This is a genomic window from Bacillus cereus group sp. BfR-BA-01331, assembly GCF_022663915.1.
Lineage (GTDB): Bacteria > Bacillota > Bacilli > Bacillales > Bacillaceae_G > Bacillus_A > Bacillus_A mycoides.
The window spans coordinates 20,308-43,885 of sequence record NZ_JAKUGJ010000029.1; the positions used below are offsets into that span (position 1 = coordinate 20,308).

Genomic DNA, 23,578 nt, shown 5'->3' on the forward strand with positions numbered 1-23,578 from the left:
TAATAAACGTGCGCTTTACTTAATTCATAAAATAGAAATTTTTTTCAACTTGATAACACTTTTAAAATTAAGATGTTTGTTTTATAGGTATCTGTTTACTTCTATTCTCAACAAGTTTATCTAATAATAAGTAAACAAATCCAGACATAACACATCCCACACCTAAGATTGTAAATAATATATGCCCTAGAAGATGCTCCAGTAACAAACCGCCTAAAAGAGGCCCTAATATATTACCTGTAATCCACTGCAGATTAGCGGCTCCCATATAAGTACCCCTCAAATGTTCTGGAGCTAAATTAGCAACGAAAGTCATTTGGACAGGTGACATAATCATTTCTCCTAAAGTATAAACTGTATAAGCTATTAATAATGAAACTAAAATAACTAAATCGTTTGTGTTTATTACTTGAAACCACTTTGGTAACCATCCTATTGCCAAAAGACCAATACCAAAAAGAATTGCGCCATATAGCATTGATTTCCCAATCGATTTGTGAGTTAACCATTTTGAAATGGGAAATTGAAAAAAAACAACTAATAGGCCATTTAACGTCATTAAATATGGAAATGGATTACTATTTCCAAAAATCATTGTCTTCTCATTACTAAAATGAAGCGGTAACATACCTTCCGATTGCGAGAATCCCATAAATATAATGATTCCTGTAACTATATAGAAAAGTAATATCCTATCCCTTATAACAACTCTTAATGTGGATCTTATTGAATTTTCAGGTGTTTCTTCATGTATCATGACATTTTTAGGTTTTGTTTCCTTTAAAAACAGTACCATTAATATTGTATAAAACAGCATGGTTCCAGAAGTAATCAAAAAGATGACATCTTTTGATACAACTACAACTGCTGCGCCAATTATAGGACCTATCGCTGCTCCTATATTATGAGCCATTCTAAGTAATCCATATGCCTCAGTTCTTTTTTCTGGTTCTGTTACATCCGTAACCATTGCAGATGCGGCTGGTTCAAAAAAAGAGTTACATAACCCTAAACCGATAGATAAGATTGCATATGCTATAAAACCATCTATGAACAAAAAAAACAGCATTAATAACCCATTACTAGCCATAGAGAGTACCATAGTTGGTTTCCGGCCATAAGTATCTGCTATATGTCCTCCAATTAACGAGCCTATACTTGCTGCAATTGGAGATAAAGCTATGATCACACCTACCTCAAGCAAAGAATCTACTTTATCCTTTAAATATAATGCGAAAAATGGCATTAACATCATCATTGCAATACCATTTAAAGCTTCTCCAATAAAGCGAATCCATACATTAAGGTCCATCCCCTTGAACTCTTTCCATGTACTTCTCATATATATCTCACCTATGCTCACTGTATATTTTTTATTACGTAAAGAGCTTTATAACACTTTTACCAAAATCTAAATTTAGCAAAATAAGCTACCAATTCATAAAAATACTTATCTTTTGATAAAATAATATAAACTCGTACCAATAATCTCCAGTGCATCTTGCATACGTTGAGCCGAGATGTTCTCTAAAACGGTATCTTGAGGTGTATGGAAAACCCTTTCAACATGATAAATAAGAGGATCCCAACTCTCTACATCCATCCATATAAATAAAGCAGAGGGAATTCCAGCTTGATTAAATGGTACATGATCACTAGAATCAAACTTTCCAGTTAACACAACCGATTTCCTCAATTCTTTACTAGTAGCTACAGCAGTATTTGTTACTTCATTTTGAGAGCCATCTAACGTCATTGCATATAAATCCTTAGCCTGATGATAACTTGTTGCAATCATATCTGCATTAAACACTCCTCGAATACGTGTTTTGTCTTTAGCAGATAACTGATTAACATAATGATAAGCTCCTAAAGATTCATTTTCTTCCGCTCCAAAAGCAATAAATTGAATTTCTTTATTAGTCTCTATATCCTTAAAATTGTAAGCCAACTCTAATAAAAGCCCTACTCCAGAAGCATTATCGTTTGCTCCAGGTGCCCCGATAACACTATCATAATGAGCACTCATTATTGCTACTTCCTCATCACCTGTCGTATGTTTAGGCTTTTTTTTCGCAATAACATTTAATGAGCGCAAATTTACTTCTTGCTTTGCCTTTAAACTGACTACATTTTGATTATGTAATAACTTTTCTTTCATTCTAATCCCCTGATTATAGGCAAGTCCAAATACAGGTATCGATTGTTCCTTTTTTAAAATTGGATTAAAAGCTTCTCCATAGTTCCCTCTATCCCCAATCGTACTATATAACAACACACCTTTTGCTCCCTTTATCGCTACATGCTCAACCTGTTCATTATATTTTTCAATAGTATCGGCTTGTTCTAATAATACTATTTTCCCATGGATTGACTCAGATAAACTATTAATATTGGTCTCTTTTCCTATAAAAACTACCGAGCCAACCACCGGATTTTTAGATATAAATGCATTAGATGCTGCCCCAACCTGCCAATCTTTTTCCCCATACATACTAAAAGAAATACTTCCAATATATTGATCAGGTACAGGAAGTGCTTGATATTCAACCTCATACCCTAATTTCTGCAATGTATCTCCAATGTATTTAGCTGCTCTATGTTCTTGCATAGTCCCACTTGGCCGTGGACCAATTTTTTCAGAAAGAAAACATATATGTTCAATGGCACGACTAGCACGAACTTGTTCTGTCACAGGAGAATACAGATTATTATTAACCATAGCATTTACTTTTACTGGTTCTCCATATGGATTACTAAAAAAGAAAAGCAATAGAATTCCAAAACTTACAATGATTTTTTTTGTAATAGCTAATTTTTTCATTTGTCCTCCCTTTTATTAGAAAACATTAATAGTAAAACCTTTCCTTCTAACATACTTATTTAGAAGAAAAGGTTTACTAAAATCATCTCTAACTCAAATTACTTGTTATGATATTAAAGCAGTAACTCTTTTTATATCTTTAAAAAATTCGAGTTTGCTTGTACGCCAGTAATATTCTTTTGGAACCAATTAAGAGTCTCCCATGATTTCACTCTATTTGTGTAATCAGTCTCCTGTACTTCAAATACAATTCCTATATTTCTACTTGAAACTTGATTCTTTACTTTTAATAAAGTTTCATGTAATAAATTTTCATTAATAGAACCATTAGTCGGACTTTCTCCCTCAAAGCAGCGTACCTCACTATAAGGAATCGTCAAATGTTTAAAAGAACTAAAATGTAAATGTTTGATATGATCCATTAAATTTATATACTTATGAAAGTCTTTATACTCAATTTCCTCTTGTCTTAATAATTTAGAAATTCCTAGACGTGTAAGATAAGTGATAGACCAATGGCATATATCCCACGTTATTCCAACATTAGATAAATCCAAATTTACCAAGTCATTAAAATCTTCTGGGTATACAAATATAGGATCAAAGTCATCACCTAAGTTTCCAATTATGGGTAAGTTTTCAACACCTATCCATATATTGGTTCCTTTTATTTCCTCATCTATCATTTTAAAGAACTCTATAATTCTTTTTCTATTATCAATAAGATTATAAGTCTGAAATTCTGCTATGTTCATAAATTGATTAGCATGAACTGTTATACCTGCTGCGTTATATTTTATAGCAAGATTAATAAACTCATATAACTGTTTTTTTATAAATTCACTATTTAAATAGTCTGCATTATCAGTTGGAAAATGCAAGGTTAATAAAGATGGATTAAGTGTTTGAACAAAAGAAAGTACATCTGAAAACTTTGTTGTATATGACTTATCATGTAAAGATTCTCCATCAAAAATATTTGCTTCTAATCCATAACCTTGTTCAACCCATTTTAAATCAATTTGTTTGCTATCTAATCCAAAGAATGGTACCTGTGGTATTAACATATTCTCTTCACCTACCATGTTCCTCTTACTAACATAAATGCTTCAGCCGCTTTATATCCTGACTTTGCTCCCCATACAAAAGCATTGTGCTTCATTGCTTCTATTGAACGTGGGTGAGGAAATTCCCTTAACTCCGATTCATAATGTTTCATCGCATTTAATTTTGTCTCCAAATGTTCTTCAATATTTACGAAATAATTAGGAAGAAACTTATCTTTCTCATTATAATTCCACTCAGTAGAAGATAAGGTTTCATATGCAAACACCCATTTAACATTACTATTTGGTAGAGGTCGTGTAGCTGTCATCACTGCTCTATAAACAACAGTATGATCGATATTTATATCTCCACCATATTGAGTATAAATAATCGTAGGGTTTATTTTATTAATGTGCTCTTCAATTTCTTTTACAACATCTAGTAATGGCAATGTATCAAGACGATTATCAGGAAAATCTAACCTCGCAAAACTTGTTACACCAAGTGTAGTACATGCCCCCTCCGTTTCTTTATAAGACAGGCTCTTAACCTCTAAATCTAGTTCTCTGTATTCTTTAGATCTCGAAGATTTCCCCTCTGCAAGGATTACAACATGTACATCATCACCTTGTTCCACGTGTTTTGCTATTGTTCCACCAACACCAATAATTTCATCATCCGGGTGTGCAGCAAATACTAGTACATTCATATGATTTTAAACTCCTTTAATTAATTTTTCTGTTTCCTCTGGACCACAATTTAACAAAACATCTAGCATAGATAAATGCGGTATAAACTCACCAAATAACTGTGGATAAGAATACTCTCTTATCCTTTGGTACATGATTTCTATATTTTCATGCTCAAAATCACTTTCTATTAAATAATCTTGACCTAAACTTCCAGAATAATAAGTACTGGCATTAAACTTTTGACAAAGCTCTAGTACAAAATCACTTTTTTTCCCTGTAATACCCTCTATCTCTGATGCATAATATAATTCCGTATCAATATTTAATTCTCGAATAATAAAATGAATAAAATTCATATTTAGACTGTTAAGATTGTCCCATTTTTCTGAATAAAAACCCTCTAGATAATCCTTGTATACATTGAAATAGGGCGCATTAGAGTAATTAATTCTTATTGTCTTCCAATGCTTTCTCTCCCAATCTTGTGTATTATCTATCTTTAACTTATTCAATGGGATTTCTTTATAATTTTTCATTTGCATCGGAACCGTTAACCAGGATACTCCTTGGGAAGTTTTAATACGATTTCTATTTAAAAAACCTTTCTTTTCAAATTGTGCTATATCATGAAATACAAACACATCCGATTTATGAATTTTTTCAAAAAAACCATACCAAGGTAAATAACTTGGTTGGTGGCCACTAATAATCATAGTTTAAATCCTCTCTTTTAAACAAAAACATTTTTTCAAAGCTGCTCCCCAGTATATCTTAGGTCTAGCAATCCCTTTATTATGTGAATAGCCTAAATCCGCATACTTTAATTTATTATGAATTGCTAATTCAAACGCAACATTTAGTAGTAAGTATGAAGATTGTGTATTTTTCCCTTTGATATTATTAATATTAATCCAGTAATATAAAACTTGTTTATCCATTATAAATATACTGGAACTAATTAGTTCTTCTTCTAAGAATGCTCCTAAGAAAAGGATTCTTTCTTTTAAATTTATAAATAAATAATAAAAAAACTCTCTACTAAATGAATAACTCGCTCCTATACTGTTATTATGTTCCTGATATAAATTGTAAAATTCATCTAATTCTTCTAAGGCTATAGGCCGAATTTCAACACTCTGTTTACGGGCATATCTAACACTTGTCCTAGCTTTTCCTGAACACGATGTCCATAAATCCTCAAAATTATTTGGTAGATCTAACATATAAGTTTCTTTATACTCCCACTTTTCATCACTATAACTTTGAAAAGGATTTATTGTTATAGGTAATAAAAGCTTTTGAATTTTATTTTCAAACTTCCTATTTATTATCGATTCATAAAATGCAAAATCTATTTTATCTTGGCCAATGATTACAGGGCCTCCATAACCAATTAAACTTCCCAGCACCCTACCATCCTGTACATATATAGGAGATAAAACTACTGTACCCCTTGTTTTTATTAATACTGGAAAAAATTGAACACCAGGTAATAATTCCATTAATTTTCCCCATTCATAACAATGGAATACGGAACCATTATATTCTTCCATACAAGTATCCCAATATTGGGCATCAGTACATATTTCGATTTCCATATAATCACCTTTTACTTCTTTTTCTCTAAATATATTAGAATTTGACTACATATATACTTAAGGTCTTTTTTCCTTAAAGGATATTTAAAAGGTATTGATAATACTCTAGACCATAAAAATTCTATATTTTTTGACTCTGTGGCATAATTGGAAAAGATAGGGATTTCACCTAAAGGTAGATAATTCCAACAAGTTTGTATTCCTTTTTCCGCCAAATATACGGAACACTCATATCTATCAGAGGGTTCTTTGAAAATAATAGTGAAATAGTTCAAATAAACATTCTGAGCTGAAAATATAATCTTTACCCCGTACTTTTCTTCAATTGATTGCAGCATCGTATAACACAAACTGGCATTACATATATTAATTTCTAAAATCTTTTTCGTTCTCTTTAAGTGTTTATCAATTAGCAATGAGCGTAATGTGGACATTGTTTTTGGATATATAACTTCCGTTTCCTCTGGCAAAGAATCCAATTTGCTATCATTATAAGAAGGAAGAATCCCTGACTTTTCCCAATAATCAGTAAATAAACCCAGTAGCCTACTCTTCTTAATTCTTAAAGCTAATTGCGTTTTCAGGTGGTTTTTATAATCTAAAAGCACTTCTTCTTTCTTTTCTTCATCCATATCACACAAGTCATTTACCGTACGATTAAGAAGTAATGCTCCTCCCCCTATACTTGGGATGGGTTTAGTTCCCCCAAAACTTAAAATTCCAATGTCACCTAAACTACCAATTAATTTTTCGTTTTGATAAGAGAACATTGCTTGTGCTGCATCATCAATTATATAAATATCATTGTCTCTGGCCCAATTAATAACCTCTAAATCTTCATGACATCCATACACATGTGTAAGAATAATTGCTCTTGTATTTTCATTTGAGTATTTTTTTATTTTATTAAGAGAAAGTGAGTAATCAGTAGTCAAATCAATTAATACAGGTTTTGCTCCTACTGTTAATACAGCCTCTATTACATTAGGACAATTAAAATTTGATAAAATTACTTCATCCTCTTTTTTTATCTTTAGATACTTTAACCCTGCTACTAATGCCGACGAACCACTATTAGTTAATATAATTTCGGAATTAGGGTAGAGAGTTTGTAAACTCTCTTTTAGATTAGAATGATTGGATCTATATATACTTTTCAAAAAATATATATGATCAAATATACTCCAAAAAGAAGGATATATTGGATACTTAATTTTTTTGGGGTTTTTAGGATATAGATACTGTGTTTCCATATTTCTCCTCTATTATTATCTCTAACCCTTTATTTAATGAAATAACTGGTTGATAGTTTAATAATAATTGAGCTTTTTCTATCGAAGGGATTCTTCTAAATATTTCTATGTTAGAATCTCTTACTCCCTCATCTCCTAAATTAAGAAATTCAATTTCACTTTTGTTTCCCATTAACTCATTGATTTTTCCCGCTAATTCCTCCATAGATATAGGCTTGTTATTTCCTATATTAAAATCAGCAAAATTCTCTCCTTCATATTCAAATGCTAATATAGTTCCGTTAACAATATCGCTAATATAACTAAAGCATCTAATTTGCTGTCCGTCCCCATAAATAGTAATATTTTCGCCGTTATGAGTTTGTTTTAAAAACTTAGAAATCACAAAGTTATCATTTTGTTGTGAACCGTATACATTAAAATAACGTACCACTCTGACTTTAAAACTATTATTAGCATATTCTTTCAAAAAATCTTCTGACATTAATTTAGCTTTTCCATAAGCTGATTTGGGAATTTTGACATCATTTTCTTTAAACGGAACACTCACACCATCCCCATACACCTCGGAACTAGAAGAAAATAATAACTTATCTATTCCATTTTCTATACAAACTTCTACAATATTTTTCGTGCCTTCAAAATTCACCCTGACTACATCTTCTTCATTTGAACGGCAATTATCAACACCTACTAATGCAGCTAAATGTATGACCCCATCCACATTAATAAGCTTTTCTCTTAATGTCGCAATATCTAAGATATCAATTTCTTCAAAAGGAACATCAATACTTGGTTTAAATTTATCAAATATAATTACTTCATAACCTCTTGCTATTAACTCCTTTGTAACATGTTTACCAATAAATCCACCGCCACCAATAACTCCTATCTTCATAAATATTTACCTCCCTACCTTTAATTGGTATAAACTTTTTAAAGATGTAACGATATGTTCAACCTCATTTTCTGTAAGTGCACTATACAATGGTAATGAAATAATTTGATCAAATACTTCTTCTGTTTTGGGTAAATGTACATTAAATCTCTCTTGATAATATGGATGCATATGAACGGGAATAAAGTGAACACTCAGCCCAATATTTCTCTTTTTCATTTCTTGAATCATCTGATCTCTACTGATAGGAGAATTAGGATTAATCTTTATAACAAATAAATGCCATGCATGTTTTATACTTGGATTGTTTACATAGTTAGGTAATGTTATATACTCTTGGATTTCTTTTAATTCTTCCTGGTATATTTCCGCTATTCTCTTTCGTTTTTCAATCATTTTATCAGCTCTTTTTAACTGACTAATACCTAAGCTAGCTTGTAGATCCATCATGTTATACTTAAATCCAGGTAATAGAACATCATAACGCCAACTTCCTTTTTCGCCATAACGATTCCATGCATTCTTGGTGATGCCATGCCAACCATATAATCTAGCTTTTTCAGCAATCTCCTCATTTTTAGTGACTAACGCTCCACCTTCACCTGTTGTTATATTTTTAGTAGCATAAAAACTAAAACAAATAATATCTCCATGTGTACCAATCAAAGTATCATCATACTTAGTTCCTAATGCATGAGCCGCATCCTCTATCAGAAATAAGCCGTGTTCTTTACATATCTTTTGAAGTTCTTTTAATTTGGCTGGGTATCCAGCAAAATGAACTGCAATAATGGCTTTAGTTTTTTTAGTGATTTTTCTTTTAACATCATGGAGGTCAAGACATAAATCCTCTTCATCTATGTCTACAAATACTGGTTTTGCACCTACATGCATAATAACGTTTACACTTGAACAAAAAGTAAAACTTGGAACTATTACTTCATCTTCTAATCCAATCCCCAAAGACAATAACGCTAAATGTAACGCCGCAGTCCCTGAATTGCAACTTACTACATGTTCAGTATTTAGATATTCTTTTAAATTCTCTTCAAACTCTATCACTTTTGGCCCCTTTGAAAGCCATCCAGACTTAAGAGCACGAATAACTCCCTCAACATCTTCATCATTTATTTCTGGTCGATAAAAAGGAATAAATTCTACCATATAATCACCTACAAACATATAATATTTTTTTTATATATTGATTCATCTTTAAATATGTTTCTTGTATCTAAAATTAAGCAATTTGCCTCATTGAACAAATTAAAATTAATACAATCATGATCCGTATGAACAATAATTAAATGGTATTTATTTAATGCATTCATAGTTAAATCGATAGATTTTTTCACATTATGATTGTCCACAATTAGATCCTCAATAAATGGATCATGGTAATCGACGTTATACCCTTCTAGCATTAAACCATTCATAATATCCAAAGCTGACGATTCTCTAGCATCGTTAACATTTTTCTTATATGCTACGCCAATCATAAGAACATTCTTTCCATCTTCATCTTGTAGTAACTGTAATGCCCTTTTAATAATATAATTTGGCATGTTTTCGTTAATTTCTTGTGCTACATCAATCATTCTTGTTGCCAAATCTTTATTATTTGCAATCCACTTAAAATATATAGGATCAATTGGAATACAATGTCCTCCTACACCAGGACCTGGATAGAATTTTTGAAATCCAAACGGCTTAGTCCCAGAGGCATCAATTACTTCCCAAATATTAATGTTTAATTCATTACATATTTGTGTCATTTCATTAATAAAAGCAATATTTATAAAACGGTAAGTGTTTTCTAATAACTTCGCTGTCTCTGCTACTTCTGGACTACTGACCTTATGGATCCCATTAATTAGGTTACTGTAAAAGGCTGCAGCACAATCTGTACAATTAGACGTAACTCCACCTACAATTTTAATAATATCTTGGATTGAAAATGATTTATTCGCAGGGTCAATCCTCTCTGGAGAGTATGCTACAAAAATATCTGTACCAATTTCAAAATTGGTTTCATGTTCTAATTTATATAAAATCTCTTCTCTTGTTGTACCTGGATAAGTAGTACTTTCTAGAATGACTAATGTACCCTTTCTAATGTACTTGACTATTTCATTAGCTGCTGAATGAATATATGTTAAATCTGGTTGTTTACTATCTTTTTCTAAAGGAGTAGGAACACATATAACGACAACATCACATCCATTTATATATTTCATTTCTGTACTAATAAAAAACCTATTTGTATGTAAAGCATCTTGGATTTCGGTATCCTGTATATCACTGATATAACTTGTTCCACATTCTAATTTTTCTATTTTAGCTGTGCTTTTATCGAATCCTCTTACCTCATAACCTGCTTCTAAACATTTAAGAGCCGATGGTAGTCCAACATATCCCAGACCAATATATCCAATACACGCACTTTTATTCACAATTTTTTCAACTAATGATTTTTTAATTTCATTATTTAATGCAGTGACCATTACTTATCACTTCCCCAGAAATTTAATATTAAAATTCTTACTAGCAAATAAGAACTGTGCGTTCTAAAAGCCCATGGATGCATATAAAATACTGAATTAGCAACAAACTAAATTATTAATACTATCATTCCTCCTAATGTAATAAGCATTTAAATTTGTAGAAAAGTCACCTCAAACATCAAAGTGTTTTCTTATATCTATAATATTCACACGTTATTTTATGGGATTCAATTGATTTTTTTCTAATTTTTTACTTTCTCAATACATAATAATATTTATTATTATGAAAATTCTAATTTTACTAACTGTACATTTTTATATCATTGAAACGACATAATAGTTGTTATATCTACATTTAGTAAGAATTTCATCCCATAATAAAGTAAAAATTACACTCATAATTATCCAATAAATTACACATAACGATTATTCAAATGAATATTTAATTATAACTAAAACGGATGAATTTCATATTTTTTACTTTTTATTAAAATTAATGGAAAAAAATCTATCTGAATTATAAAAAACAATTTGAAATATATTCAAATTGTTGACATAACAGATACATTTATTAACACTTGTTTATCTTGTAATAATTCACAAATACATATACTCGCTCTTACTACCCACAAATCATAATGACGCATTACATCAAAAAATCGCAACTCTCCACATTTAATGGACGTTGCGATTTTTATGTACAAATAATTTTTATATATTTTGCGTTAACCTAATCATATCCATACATTGAATACCATTTTCATATATTTCTTCATTATAATTGCGTAAGAAAAAGTCCTTATCCACACTGGTTATTCTAAAACCACATTTTTGATAAAGGCCTAATTGCATTAAACTAGAATTCCCCGTGCCTATTTCTATAGTTTTATATTCTTCTTTTTTAGCATAGTCTATAGCAAATCTAAGTAAATATTTCCCATATCCTTTTCCTTGCTCTTTTTCGGAAACTGCTATATTTATAATCTCAATTGTTTCAGTTCGAGTAGGAATTAAAATCATAATACCCACAGTAACAGCACCTTTTTTTAAAACAAAACAATCCCCCTTTTTAAGATACCCATTAACTACTTCTGTTGAGGGATCAGCTAGTAATAATAACTCCATTTCTTCCATGTTAATACTTGTACCTTTTTCTATACTAATTCCATCCCCGTTATTTAATTCCATTTCTAACATCCTCCCAATTAATATTTTCAATTAATATCTTAAATGAATTCCTTCTTATAAGACAATATCAACAACAATATTAATATTTAGTAATAGACAGAGTGTTGAGAAATCCTCTTGGGTTTCCAACACTCTGTCATCTTTTCGAATTTTATAGAATAAATATCATAAAATATGATATTTATTCTATAAATTTACCAATTAATCCACATAATAGGTATATACGTTATTTTATTTCTGTTTTTTCATTTCTTCTTGCCATGTAGCACCAAAACCACCTGATGGCGTATACTCATGGACAGCTTGCCAATCTTTGAACTCAAATTTTCGTATTAAAAACCTCTCTTTTTTACAAACTTTTATATTTATTCCCTCCCCTCAAAAAATCGTAACTTTATTTCAAATCCACATTTAACCCTTAAAACAAAAAGAACTTGTAGGAATCTCTACAAGTTCTTTTTAGTTTCAGATGAATATACGAGACAAACAAACTATCTTACAGATTCATCATAGAAATTACAGGGGTAATGCTTTGACAAATATATTATATAACAAATATTAACAGCCATAAATTTTAATTTTGAAAATTACGTGTATTAAGAACGAAATTAGCTTTTTTCTTAAATATTATTAATTTCGTTTACTACTAACTTCTTTTTCCTTAAATAAACTGCTCGATCCGATTTTTTTGCAACTTCTTGTGAATGCGTAACTACAATTACACATTTATCCTCTTGATGAGCGAGCTCCTGAAACAACTCAATAATTTCATTTGCTGTTTCTCCATCAAGGTTTCCTGTTGGTTCATCAGCAATCAATAAATCGACATTGCAAGATAGTGCTCGAGCAATTGCTACACGTTGTTGTTGTCCACCACTTAGTTGCAAGACATTTCGTTTCGGTTCGCTTCTACTTCTGTGAGTCCTACCTTCTCTAATAATTCTAATGCTCTTGCTTTTTTATTTTGTACCTTCACACCTGTAATTTCCATTAATCAACTATCTACTTTAAGTATGATTTACTTTTTTCGGAAATCTAAGAGAATATAAAAAAATTTATATTTTATATCAAAGTTTTTTAGGAATGATTAATACTAAATAAAATGTTTATTACAGTACATAAAAGAACCAATTCCATTAAGAAATGAAATTGGTTTTACACAGGACCTATTCTCTATAGTAAGCATTAAACAATATTAAAACCTAATATAATATATATCTTTAATATATAAAGAAAAAAGATAATACTTTTATACAGAGGGAAAAGAGTGTTAAAACAGTGCTGTGCTAAGGGTTCATAATTACTCTAGCCGCAAAAAATCATAAAAAGTAAATACTGGGAACGTACTTAATGAGCTGGATGATGATTAAAAACTACAAAATATCGTAAAGTAGGTATATAAAATCTACATATAATCATCGTTAATTTGATTCGAGTGAATGAATAAATAATAAATGCAAATTTCGCTGACTTACGAACAAACTTTCCACATTTCTTAAAAACTATGACCAATTTATTAACAAATTGGTCATAGTTAGGAACAGAATCCACTTTTTAAACATAACTAACAGAATTTTTTCTGATTTTAAGTAGATTTAGAGATAGAACATGATAAGAACAGTACTTAAAGCTTTCTATTATACACATCAGGACAAAATTATTAAGATATCAACAGAATAATAAAAAATATTTATGCTTTTTTGTAGATGAAATGGCATAAAAAAATAAAAATTCAGATTCTTCAACTCGGAAATTGTGAATATCTCATTTTGTTCCACGTGCAATGTATGTAATTGCATAAAAAATAGAGAGTCGTAATCATTAAGATTGAAAACTTTCTCTCTGTTTTGTTTGAAGTAATGCATTCCACATGTTATCTCCAATACGAATAGCCCTCCACTTTTGTTTTTTCAAAAATAGAGAGCTTTATCTTTACATTGCTGGAAGCAGCTGATCGACCGTATGCGGTACTTCACTAGTTGAACGGTAATATGCTTCTAAGGACTGTAGAAACTGAATTAAATTAAAGTCTTCAGCGACCTCAATTACACGAATCTTTTCCTTCGGCAATTTATCAATTTTTTCAATGAACAGTTCACGAATATCGCTAGGGATTTGATTTCCTTTATGCCCACTAGATTTTAATAGTTCGCGAATTTCAATTTCTAATGCTGTATATGCGTTAATATTTACTCCTTGCTCATAAGCATATTTCCTAAATAGTGATTCCTCTTGATACTGCATGTAATTACGGTGATAAGCATCTATGGTTACAGGTACAGCATATTTCGCATGAAGCAGGTCATGCGCTTTCCGGAATAGCTTTTGAACATTGCGTAAAGAGTATATAGCAAAATGAGTACCAAATTTAAAAATGGCCTCTTCTTGTTCATGCTTTGGTACATTGTGTGTAATTAAAGGATAAATACCAGTTTTAGCGGCTGTGTCTAATACACGATATTGAGAAGATTGCTTTAATAATTTACTTAGTGTATAAACAAGCTTTTTCGGATATCCTTCTTGTCGATCAATTATTTCTCGTAATCCACGAACTACTTGGCGAATTTGACGATGACAAGAGTGTTTTAAAACGTTAATGAATTGGTTCATATCCTTTGCAAATTCAGCAATATTCATTTCAACTAACAAGTTCTCAATGAATTTAACTTTACGCTTATATGTATCTCGTGGTGTAAATGGATCACGGTATTCTGCTCCTTCTTCTTTCGCGCATAAGAAATCAGGATGTACAGATAAATGCAATGTTGTGTATTGCTTTTTATTCCTCTTCCCTTTTTCTAACTTGCAAATTTTAAATAAAGGAGATCCAGTAGCAGAAAGTTTTGTTTCTAATTCCTCAAGTACAGCACGAATCTGATGTGGGTATTTCTTATGTAAGTAACGATACATACCACCAAAGTGTGTTGAGTTTCCTTGTTCATCAACTTTGAATAAAGAACGTTTCAGGGTAGTTTCGCGTTTCTGCTGCATTGCTACATCCATGAATAGTTTCTTAGCTGCAATGGATAACTCAAAGAATTCTTTGGTAAATACTATCGGGCTAATAAATGTATATGCATTTGCTTTATTCGTTTCCTTATTCATGAAATCAGTTAAGATGATTTTATATTTACCACTGTACTCATTTTCGATTGTAATGATGTTATGGAAACTTAACTTCTTCAAAGCCACATAAAATTGTGAGTGGTGAATATGTGCAAATGCTTCTTTATAATTTTTATAATCTTCCCAAAGCATGTGGATCGATACATGCGAAAGCTCACCATATGTATTACATTTTTTATAAAGAAATAGAAATACTTCTAAATCAGCATTTGTAATACCATATAGCTTATGTTTTCTGCCCTCATTTTTATCAAATACACTTACTTTATCTAAAACTTTTTTCATTTTCAGTGAAAAAGATGGCTTTGCTTGTTCAACAAACCCCTCTTCATCTGCAATTCGTTCTTCATAGGACATTGACTTCACAATGTCTTCTAAATAAGTATCTTTAAAACTGTAATACCTACCTTCCAAAGCTTCTACTAACTTTTGCCATGATTTAATTGTTACAATTACCGGTGTTGTTGTTTCACCATTCAAACTACGTTTGTTCTTTATAACGAAAGGTTTTTCCATCTTTTTCACCTCCTTTTATTTTAAGTTGCAGTTTTCCCCACAATTAGGTATAGAATTACATTTTTGATTATATCAAATCGAATGCTGGTGAAATCTGTCCCTTTAAGAGGAAAAACAAAAAAATGAAACGTGCCTCAATCCCTTGTGCGACAAGGGGTTTGACGTTTCATGAAAAAAAGTTTGTTGCCACCATAGGTCTATGAAGTTTAGTAAATATGAAACGTAGTATAAATTGTAGTAAATCTTTATTAAGCATTGATTTAATAGGGTTTTTCGCTGATTTCGTTTTAAAGTTGTAGCCATCATATAGCTATAACGTTTCATGTTTTGGTTGAATAATAATATTTTGTAAATACCACAGAAACGTTGTTATATAGGGATATAGATTTGCTTTTATTTGAAAAGTTGTAGCCATCATACCGCTATAAACGTTTCATTTTATTTCATATTTCCTGCCGTCATATAGCTATAGCGTTTCATGTTTTCAAAACAACTTAACTTATATAAAAAACCGCTGTAACCCTTGGTATATAAGGGTTTTCATGATTTTTTATGATGATAGTTGTGGCCATCATATAGCTATAATGGTTTAATCGAGTTTTCAATCATATTTTATGAAATGGCTTTATATCAACGTTTATCATAAAATCATATAGAATAAAATTTTTTTTAGAAGGATAATGATCAGGGCATGCTCGTTTCATTTTTTAAGAGTTGTAGCCATCATATAGCTATAACGTTTCATAAATTACTAAATTGTTGCCACAATAGAGCTATGTCTAATTAAAGATAAGGAATTGCAGCCACAATAAGGCTGCATGATTTCAAGTAAAGAGTTATAGCCATGATAAGGCTGTATGATTTCAAGTAAGAAGCAGCTGGTTATAAAGGGTGTAACCTAATGTAGTAAGTTATCTAAGCTGTAGGAAGAAAATCAGTGTAAATAGTTAATTTACTTTTAAAAATTGAAACTGTATTGTAAAGTAGTAATTTTACAAATAGAAACAGTTTTATATAATAAAGACAAGCACAGAAGAAATTAAATGAGTCCATAATTAGATTGTATAAGAAAGCTGATACTTGTAAGGACTATTCTGATAATATTTTAACTTCAAGGCTATGTAGCCATCATATAGCTATGACGTTTCACATTTTTAAGATGCAAATTATGTTTGTAATTAACATTGTTAGGAGGTATTTAAATATGGAAAAAGTATTAGTATTGTTCAGTGATGCCCTCCTACTTGCTGCTCCAATTTATGAAGAAAATAAGCAGTTATGGGGCAAATGGAATAAATATTATAAAGAAGTACAAGAGAATCACGATAAATTAGTAACATCTGCTAATATGTCCCCTTCCTTTTCAACGCTTGTTTCTTGGTTAGGTCAGAAACAAGAGCAAGGAGTATCGGTATTGAACATTTATGCCAATCTGGATAAATATAAAATTGAGATTCAAAATGTACTAGATAAGATCATTGAACAAGAATTCGGAGGAAAAGTTGAAGCAGTTGAGCCAACTCAAATTTCAATTTTTGAAGATAGTCAGGTAAAAGAACATATAGCAGATATATCGGATGATTACTATCCTGTAACTAATGACGCAATGTACTATCAATTACGTGATGGAATAGCAAAAAATCATTTTGAGGAAGATGAAGCAGTAGCAAAACCGGTATTGCCATTAGAAACGAAAAATTCAAGTGGAGTTGCACAACTATCCTCACATAAGGATGAGGATTTGAGACTAGTTAACACAAACGAAGCAGAGAGATGGTCCATATTGGTCGATGGAGTAATTAGTAATATGGATGACCTTACAGCAGATTGTTTGGATACCATTACAATCCAGTGGCTAAATCAAGCTAAATCACCAGATGAATTCATAGATTTTAGTTATGAAAACGTATTGGAATTGTGCAATATGCCAAAAGCATCCGCAAATGGTGTAGAGTATTATCGCGCAGAAGATAAGATAAAAATAGCACAACGTATTGCAGCTTTAGCTAGTATCTTTATTTATTTGAATGATGATAATGAAGTTGTAGTATTGAACGATCAAGCAGAAACTGGGAAACAATTCGAAATGAAACGTGAAGTAATCAAAAGGCTGTTCGTACTTGATTCTGTAGTGTTATGGAGAGATAAGAATACTAATGAATACATGGGAATAGAATCCTGTAAGATTAAGCCAGGTAGTTTCTTATCAGGTTATTTGTATGGATCTAATAGTACAACTGCTTTATTGTCGAAAAAAGCATTAGAGTATAATAGCTATAGACACAAGTTTCATAAACGTTTAATACGTTATTTATCTTGGCAGTGGCGAATTCGTCAACAATACAGTACTTTAAAAAGGCCATACTCCATTGGTGGAGAAAAAGGTCTACTATCTGTAATAGGTATTAAAACAACGAAGGGTCGCCCAACTCGAATCCGAGAACAACTGGAAAATGTTTTAATTGACTTAGAAAAAGAAAATGTCATTTCACATTGGGCATATGCAGAAGAATTGGATGAAACAAAGATAGGCGAACGTAATTGGTTTAAGAATTACTATGAAAAGTTGGGAATCATTATCTTACCTCCAAAAGAATTGATGAATAATATAGATAGTATGGTGAAGAAAAAAACAATAGATATGCAAGAGAAGCAGGAAGAACCTTATACTGCAGATACAGTAAAACAAACTACTATAGGATCAGAGGATATGATTCGGGAAAAAATCATGCATCAGCATATGCATCAAAATAAAACAATGCGTGAGATAGCAGATGAAATAGGTTTATCCCCTGCTACGCTATCAAGATTTTGTAATAAAAAAATGAAACGCATTTCAAAAAGTGTTAATGAAAAACTTAACAAGTGGTATGAAAGACAAATGATTATAGAATCTATGTGAAAAGAAGCAGATACCTTTAAGAGGTACCTGCTTCTTTTTTAGAGAGTGTAATGTTGCCGAATGTGTCAATTCAAGTTTCCGTAAGATAACGAAAAAGCGCTTTCCCGACCGGAAACGCCTTAATAAAAGTTCTGTTTTTACGTGTAAAAGAAATCCAAAACAAATGGAATGTCGGTCATATCCGCAAGTGGTCAATGGTGTTGAATCAACTTATAGATAACGATAAATTCGCCAAAACGTATTGAAAAAATACAGTATTTACCTATCGTAATTTAAATGCTTCGTTTGTTCGATAAGATAATTTGATATATCTGTGTTGGTGCCATTTCGCAAGAGGAATTCCACTAAATCTTGCTTTTGAAGAACAGGATTAATAACGGCTCCATCTATCTGACTTAGAATCTCAACGATGCCATGATGTGAAAAACTCTTGATTGCTTTAAAAAGTTCTGCATCACGTTTCTTTCGTTCGGCGGATTCTTCAGGATACCCAGTATTGAACGGTTCTTCAAATAGTTTCTCAAGCGTGAAGCGAAGATTTAATTCGCCCGCCCAACCGAAGTTCAATCCAAGTGGCAGTGATGCACAGTTTCCGTTATTTATCCTACCGAATAGGAACGCATCTGTTGGAGTTGGCAGATAACCACTAATGACATTCGGAAGTGTATTACAGGCAATCGACATACCAACACCGCTACTACATCCAGTGACGACAAAATCAACTGCACCTGAATTTAGAAGTAGACCAACAGCTAAGGACACTTGGATATAGCTTAACTCGGATTCTTCAACTGTAACACCAAAATTGAGCACTTCATATCCATGCCTCGCCACAGCCCTTTTTGTCCCTTCAAAAATCAGTTCATTTTTGCTAATTTGGGTACTTGCTTGTATCACCGCTATCTTCATTCTTCCACGACCTTTCGATTTAATTATCACACAAACCGAAAGTCAAAAGAAGATAAAAAAGACAGAAGCGATCTTGCCTTAATATTTGCTATTCTCTGTGTTCGTTTCAAAAACTTACACAGATTTCTTGACAATCCCAATATTTTATTTATAACTATTTCTATAAGTAGTTTTTAGTCTACGTTACATCTTCTCTAATATCTCTTGTCTTTCACACCATTTTGTTAACTTTTCTAATGCTTTTTTAGACAAGCGTTTTGTTTTATAATTACAAAATCTAGACAGCGTAGATGGCGAAATACTAACTTCATCTGCTATTTCACGAATACTTACATTTTTTTCATTATGCACTTTCAGTATTTGATCCCGAATTTTCTTCTCTCTTTGTTCGACTGGTTCCACAGTCTCCCTAACCTCTTCAACAACTGTTACTACAGGTAATTGATCTTGTGGTTCCTCTATAAATTTCTTTCCTATTCCACTATCCATTGACTGTAGCATTTCCTCAGGCGGTAAAATAGTTATACCTAAGTTAGAGTAATAATTTTTAAACCAGTTACGTTTCCCAACTTGTTGTTCATCAAGCGGGTCACTATACTCCCAATGAGAAATTACCTTCTCATTTTCTAAATCCATTAAAACATTCTCTAGCTGTTCTCTAATTCGATTTGGCTTCCAATCTTTTGGAATATCCATTACTGATAGTAAACCCTTGTCCCCTCCTATAGAATATGGCTTTTTCAATGATGAATACATTTGTCTAATTCTCCATTGCCATGTTAAATATCGAATTAACCTTTTATGATATTTATGTCTATAACTATTGTATTCAAGTGCTTTTTTTGACAATAATGCTGTTGTATTATTTGATCCGTATAAATAATTCGTTAAAAAACTACCTGGCTTAATACGACAAGATTCAATCCCCATATATTCGTTTGTAACACTATGTCTCCACAATACAACCGAATCTAAAACAAATAACCTTTTAATAACCTCACGCTTTAATTCTACTCGTTCTCCTTCGTCATCACGATCGTTTAGTACTACGACCTCATTATCATCATTTAAATAGATAAAAATACTTGCTAAAGCCGCAATCCTCTTCGCTATTTTAATTTTATCTTCCGCTCGATAATATTCTTTATTTTTAACGACTGTCTTTGGAATATTGCACATCTCTAAAACTTGCTCGTATGAAAAATCAATGAATTCATCTGGAGATTTCGCCTCATTTATCCACTGTATTGTAATTGCATCTAAACAGTCTGCCGTCAAATCATCCATATTACTCATTACATCATCAACAAGGGTATTCCATCGAGCTGATTCTTCATTGTTTGTAAGTCTTAAATCCTCGTCTTTGTGTGAAGAAAGTTGAGCTACACCATTAGAAGACTTCGTTTCAATGGGATACTGTAGGACTTTACTTTTTTCATCTTCTTCAAATTGATTCTTTGCAATTCCATCTCTTAGTTTATAATAAACAGCAGAATTATTTACTTCGTAATAATCCTCATGGTTCACTATATTTGTCTTATCTATATTTTGATCATTTTCTAATATTATGGAATTTGAATGCGCTACATTCTGAAATTCTTTTTCTATATACTCTTCAATTTCCTTATATATTTCTTCCTTATAAGAATCAATCTTCGCATAAATTTGTACTAATGTAATTCCGGATTCTTGCTTTTTCTCTAACCAAGATACTAATGCAGTAAATGATGGAGAAGCATAGTGTGAGGTTAGTACTTTGTTATTATTGTTTTCAACATCTTTAAAGTACGCATTCCACTTATTCCATAATAGCTCGTTCGTTTTATAAATTGGCTCAGAGATTAGCAATGCATCTCGGAACATTTGTAATAAGTTATCCACTTTATATTCCTCCCTAAACCATGGATCACAACAAAGTAGTTTTCATCATAAAAATCTTTACTACTATTATATTTAATTTATTGTAACAGATATTTACAAGATTTTGCGGTTTCTTCTCCTTAATTCCTTAACTTGCAACATGTTTGCTCTTTCTTTTCCCTATTCCTCTTTGCTTGCATTCCTTTTGCGCTTTTCTTTCCTTTACTCTACAACTTGCAACACGTTTGCTCTTTCTTTTCCCTATTCCTCTTTGCTTGCATTCCTTTTGCGCTTTTCTTTCCTTTACTCTACAACTTGCAACATGTTTGCGGTATCCTTACCCTATTTCGTCTAACTTGCAACAGTATATTTTTTTCTCAACCTAATACATTACACAAAAAATCATTCTATTTTTAAATTTTTGAGTGATTTTTTTATACTTTCAACAAGTTATTCAAATAAAATGCAACATGTTTGCGGTATCCTTACCCTAACTTTTTTGTCTTTTTTAATCTAATCCCTTATATATCAAGTGGGGAGATGACTTTTTACTTATTCTTATACATATAATTCAACTTGCAACACGTTTGCGGTATCCTTACCCTTATTTTTCGCATAAGATGCAACACTGTTTGCGGTATCCTCACCCTATCGTAATCCATACAAATCTAATTAAACCTATTACATCAACGATAATCGTTATATTTCATGATTAATAAGCATACTTCTTAACTTGCAACACGTTTGCGGTATCCTTACCCTAACTTTTTTGTCATTTTCCATCTAATCCCTTATATATCAAGTGGGGAGATGACTTTTTACTTATTCTTATACATATAATTCAACTTGCAACACGTTTGCGGTATCCTTAACACAAAAAAATTTAATAGAATTCTCATATCCCTTGATACACCTAGCTTTATAAGCTGTTGCAAGTTGCTATCTTTCTTCTTAAAGGAACACCTTTCACCAATCTTCGATTTGCTATAATCAAAATTGGTATATTTTATAGTATTTTGACATATATTTCTGAATTTGCAGAACGGAGGTGAAAAAGATGGGGAAATCATTTATTATTCAAAATCAGCGTAGCTTAAATGGAAAAACAACAAATGCTGTTTTAGTTACACTAAAATCTTGGCAGAAGTTTGTTGCAACATTTGAGGAGAAGTACTACAGCTATAAAGATACATATTTAGAAGATATTCTGCAGCACATGACATACGAAGAACGTATTGCGGATGTAGAAGGCTTTGTCGAACAAGCGAAACCATCTTTTTCACGTCGAGCAATGTCTGCACTTGCAGAAAAAACAGGAAGAAAACATAAGTTATATGGTATTACGAATGCAGATCTTGAAGTGTTCTTATATCTACATAAAAAATGCTTTACTAATGGTGTCATTCCAAATGTAACGATACATATGATGTGGGAAGATTACAAGCAATATAAAGAAGAATTTGCATACATCCAGCATTCTCAGTTCTATATTGCTCTAAAGAAATTAAGTATACATAACATAATCTCTATCGAAAATGGCGTAGATGGTCGATATACAATCAAATTGACTCATTTTATGAATGAAGAAACAGAAAAGGCTAATCCCTACGTATATATTAGTCCTGTTGTATTTACAAAGGCTTTCTTTAAGCTATCTGTAGCAGCTAAGAAACTATTCTTAGACATTGCTATGCAACAACATACCGAAACAACGTTAAAGCGTTCTTTAGACAAGCAGGACGAAAGGGGCAACAAAACTCACTTTGGTGGGATGTATCGTTTCTTACATAAAAAATATCCGCACCAAATCCGTGCGGTTATCGAAGAATTAACAACTGCTTTACCATGTACGGGTAATCCCCTATTCAAAATTTGCAAAATGCAAAAAGGTGTAAGGCATACAAAACGATATACAACCTTATATCTATCTATCCATTCGGACTTCTTATGTACGAAAGAATCTGGAGAAGAGCAACACAGGGATCCATTTACACCAAAAGCTACCTATGCTCGTAAAGCGAAATTTATTGAATCAGTCCTACAAGAAATGAATATCGGTGAACTGTCTTCAGACATGAATAAATTCATTCATGTTTTAAAGCATACTTGTCATCGTCAAATTCGTGGTGTAATTCGTGGACTTCGTGACATGGTTGATCGAAAAGAAGGATACCCAACGAAAATTGTATATACATTGAAAAAATTATTGCATCAAACATCTCAATATCAAATTCTTGATACTGCGGCGAAAGAAGGCATCTACC

At 31.6% G+C, this 23,578-nt stretch carries 16 protein-coding genes and 3 pseudogenes; 3 read left to right on the top strand and 16 right to left on the bottom strand.

The genetic code is table 11. The features are described from left to right. Positions 1-67: 67 nt before the first annotated feature. The 14 genes and pseudogenes from MR155_RS27345 to MR155_RS27405 form a co-directional block, all read right to left on the bottom strand. Positions 68-1,342: an MDR family MFS transporter gene (locus MR155_RS27345; RefSeq protein WP_002068800.1), complete on the bottom strand. Its 1,275-nt coding sequence runs from the start codon at positions 1,340-1,342 to the stop codon at positions 68-70. Between the two features lie 108 nt (positions 1,343-1,450). Continuing rightward, positions 1,451-2,824: a M28 family metallopeptidase gene (locus MR155_RS27350; protein ID WP_242311579.1), complete on the bottom strand. Its 1,374-nt coding sequence runs from the start codon at positions 2,822-2,824 to the stop codon at positions 1,451-1,453. Positions 2,825-2,955: 131 nt separating this feature from the next. Further along, the gene (locus MR155_RS27355) at positions 2,956-3,891 is read right to left on the bottom strand and encodes a sugar phosphate isomerase/epimerase (RefSeq protein WP_242311581.1); all 936 of its coding nucleotides are present in this window, start codon (positions 3,889-3,891) and stop codon (positions 2,956-2,958) included. 11 nt (positions 3,892-3,902) lie between these two features. Beyond that, the gene (locus MR155_RS27360; RefSeq protein WP_002068796.1) at positions 3,903-4,580 is read right to left on the bottom strand and encodes a PIG-L deacetylase family protein; all 678 of its coding nucleotides are present in this window, start codon (positions 4,578-4,580) and stop codon (positions 3,903-3,905) included. 6 nt (positions 4,581-4,586) lie between these two features. Next, on the bottom strand, positions 4,587-5,276 hold the full coding sequence (locus MR155_RS27365) for a WbqC family protein (RefSeq protein WP_085313268.1): 690 nt from the start codon (positions 5,274-5,276) through the stop codon (positions 4,587-4,589). Between the two features lie 3 nt (positions 5,277-5,279). Then, positions 5,280-6,161: a peptidoglycan bridge formation glycyltransferase FemA/FemB family protein gene (locus tag MR155_RS27370; RefSeq protein WP_113937380.1), complete on the bottom strand. Its 882-nt coding sequence runs from the start codon at positions 6,159-6,161 to the stop codon at positions 5,280-5,282. 11 nt (positions 6,162-6,172) lie between these two features. Continuing rightward, positions 6,173-7,414 carry an aminotransferase class V-fold PLP-dependent enzyme gene (locus MR155_RS27375; protein ID WP_242311583.1) on the bottom strand — a complete coding sequence of 414 codons (1,242 nt, stop codon included), beginning with the start codon at positions 7,412-7,414 and terminating at the stop codon, positions 6,173-6,175. Beyond that, complete coding sequence (locus MR155_RS27380) at positions 7,389-8,312, bottom strand: NAD-dependent epimerase/dehydratase family protein (RefSeq protein WP_016096897.1); 924 nt, start codon at positions 8,310-8,312, stop codon at positions 7,389-7,391. Before MR155_RS27380 ends, MR155_RS27375 begins: the two co-directional genes overlap by 26 nt. A gap of 6 nt (positions 8,313-8,318) precedes the next feature. Next, the gene (locus MR155_RS27385; RefSeq protein ID WP_242311585.1) at positions 8,319-9,476 is read right to left on the bottom strand and encodes a DegT/DnrJ/EryC1/StrS family aminotransferase; all 1,158 of its coding nucleotides are present in this window, start codon (positions 9,474-9,476) and stop codon (positions 8,319-8,321) included. An 8-nt stretch (positions 9,477-9,484) separates the two neighbouring features. Then, positions 9,485-10,813 (bottom strand): nucleotide sugar dehydrogenase, encoded by a 1,329-nt coding sequence (locus MR155_RS27390; RefSeq protein ID WP_002068787.1) that lies wholly within the window; start codon positions 10,811-10,813, stop codon positions 9,485-9,487. A 711-nt stretch (positions 10,814-11,524) separates the two neighbouring features. Beyond that, entirely contained in the window at positions 11,525-12,001 is a 477-nt protein-coding gene (locus tag MR155_RS27395; protein WP_242311587.1) for a GNAT family N-acetyltransferase, read from the bottom strand. 285 nt (positions 12,002-12,286) lie between these two features. Continuing rightward, positions 12,287-12,364: pseudogene (locus tag MR155_RS32095) on the bottom strand (GNAT family N-acetyltransferase); the annotation flags it as partial. A 257-nt stretch (positions 12,365-12,621) separates the two neighbouring features. Continuing rightward, positions 12,622-12,992 (bottom strand): annotated as a pseudogene (locus MR155_RS27400) (ATP-binding cassette domain-containing protein); the annotation flags it as partial. Positions 12,993-13,933: 941 nt separating this feature from the next. Beyond that, positions 13,934-15,643, bottom strand: coding sequence for a hypothetical protein (locus MR155_RS27405; RefSeq protein ID WP_242311589.1), 1,710 nt, complete (start codon positions 15,641-15,643; stop codon positions 13,934-13,936). Between the two features lie 1,204 nt (positions 15,644-16,847). Between MR155_RS27405 and MR155_RS27410 the strand changes: the two genes are divergently transcribed. Continuing rightward, entirely contained in the window at positions 16,848-18,545 is a 1,698-nt protein-coding gene (locus tag MR155_RS27410) for a helix-turn-helix domain-containing protein (protein WP_002068878.1), read from the top strand. A 49-nt stretch (positions 18,546-18,594) separates the two neighbouring features. Continuing rightward, positions 18,595-18,816, top strand: a pseudogene (locus tag MR155_RS32460) (IS256 family transposase); the annotation flags it as partial. On the opposite strand, the gene MR155_RS27415 reads toward MR155_RS32460, so the two are convergent. Both MR155_RS27415 and MR155_RS27420 read right to left on the bottom strand, forming a co-directional pair. Then, positions 18,804-19,454, bottom strand: a complete 651-nt coding sequence (locus tag MR155_RS27415) for an RpiB/LacA/LacB family sugar-phosphate isomerase (protein ID WP_242311590.1) — start codon at positions 19,452-19,454, stop codon at positions 18,804-18,806. The pseudogene MR155_RS32460 and the gene MR155_RS27415 overlap by 13 nt on opposite strands. Before the next feature lie 183 nt (positions 19,455-19,637). Next, on the bottom strand, positions 19,638-21,335 hold the full coding sequence (locus MR155_RS27420) for a helix-turn-helix domain-containing protein (protein ID WP_002068881.1): 1,698 nt from the start codon (positions 21,333-21,335) through the stop codon (positions 19,638-19,640). Between the two features lie 1,036 nt (positions 21,336-22,371). On the opposite strand from MR155_RS27420, the gene MR155_RS27425 reads away from it, so the two are divergent. Beyond that, positions 22,372-23,578 (top strand): hypothetical protein (locus tag MR155_RS27425; RefSeq protein ID WP_242311592.1); only part of this gene is annotated, 1,207 nt, incomplete at its 3' end.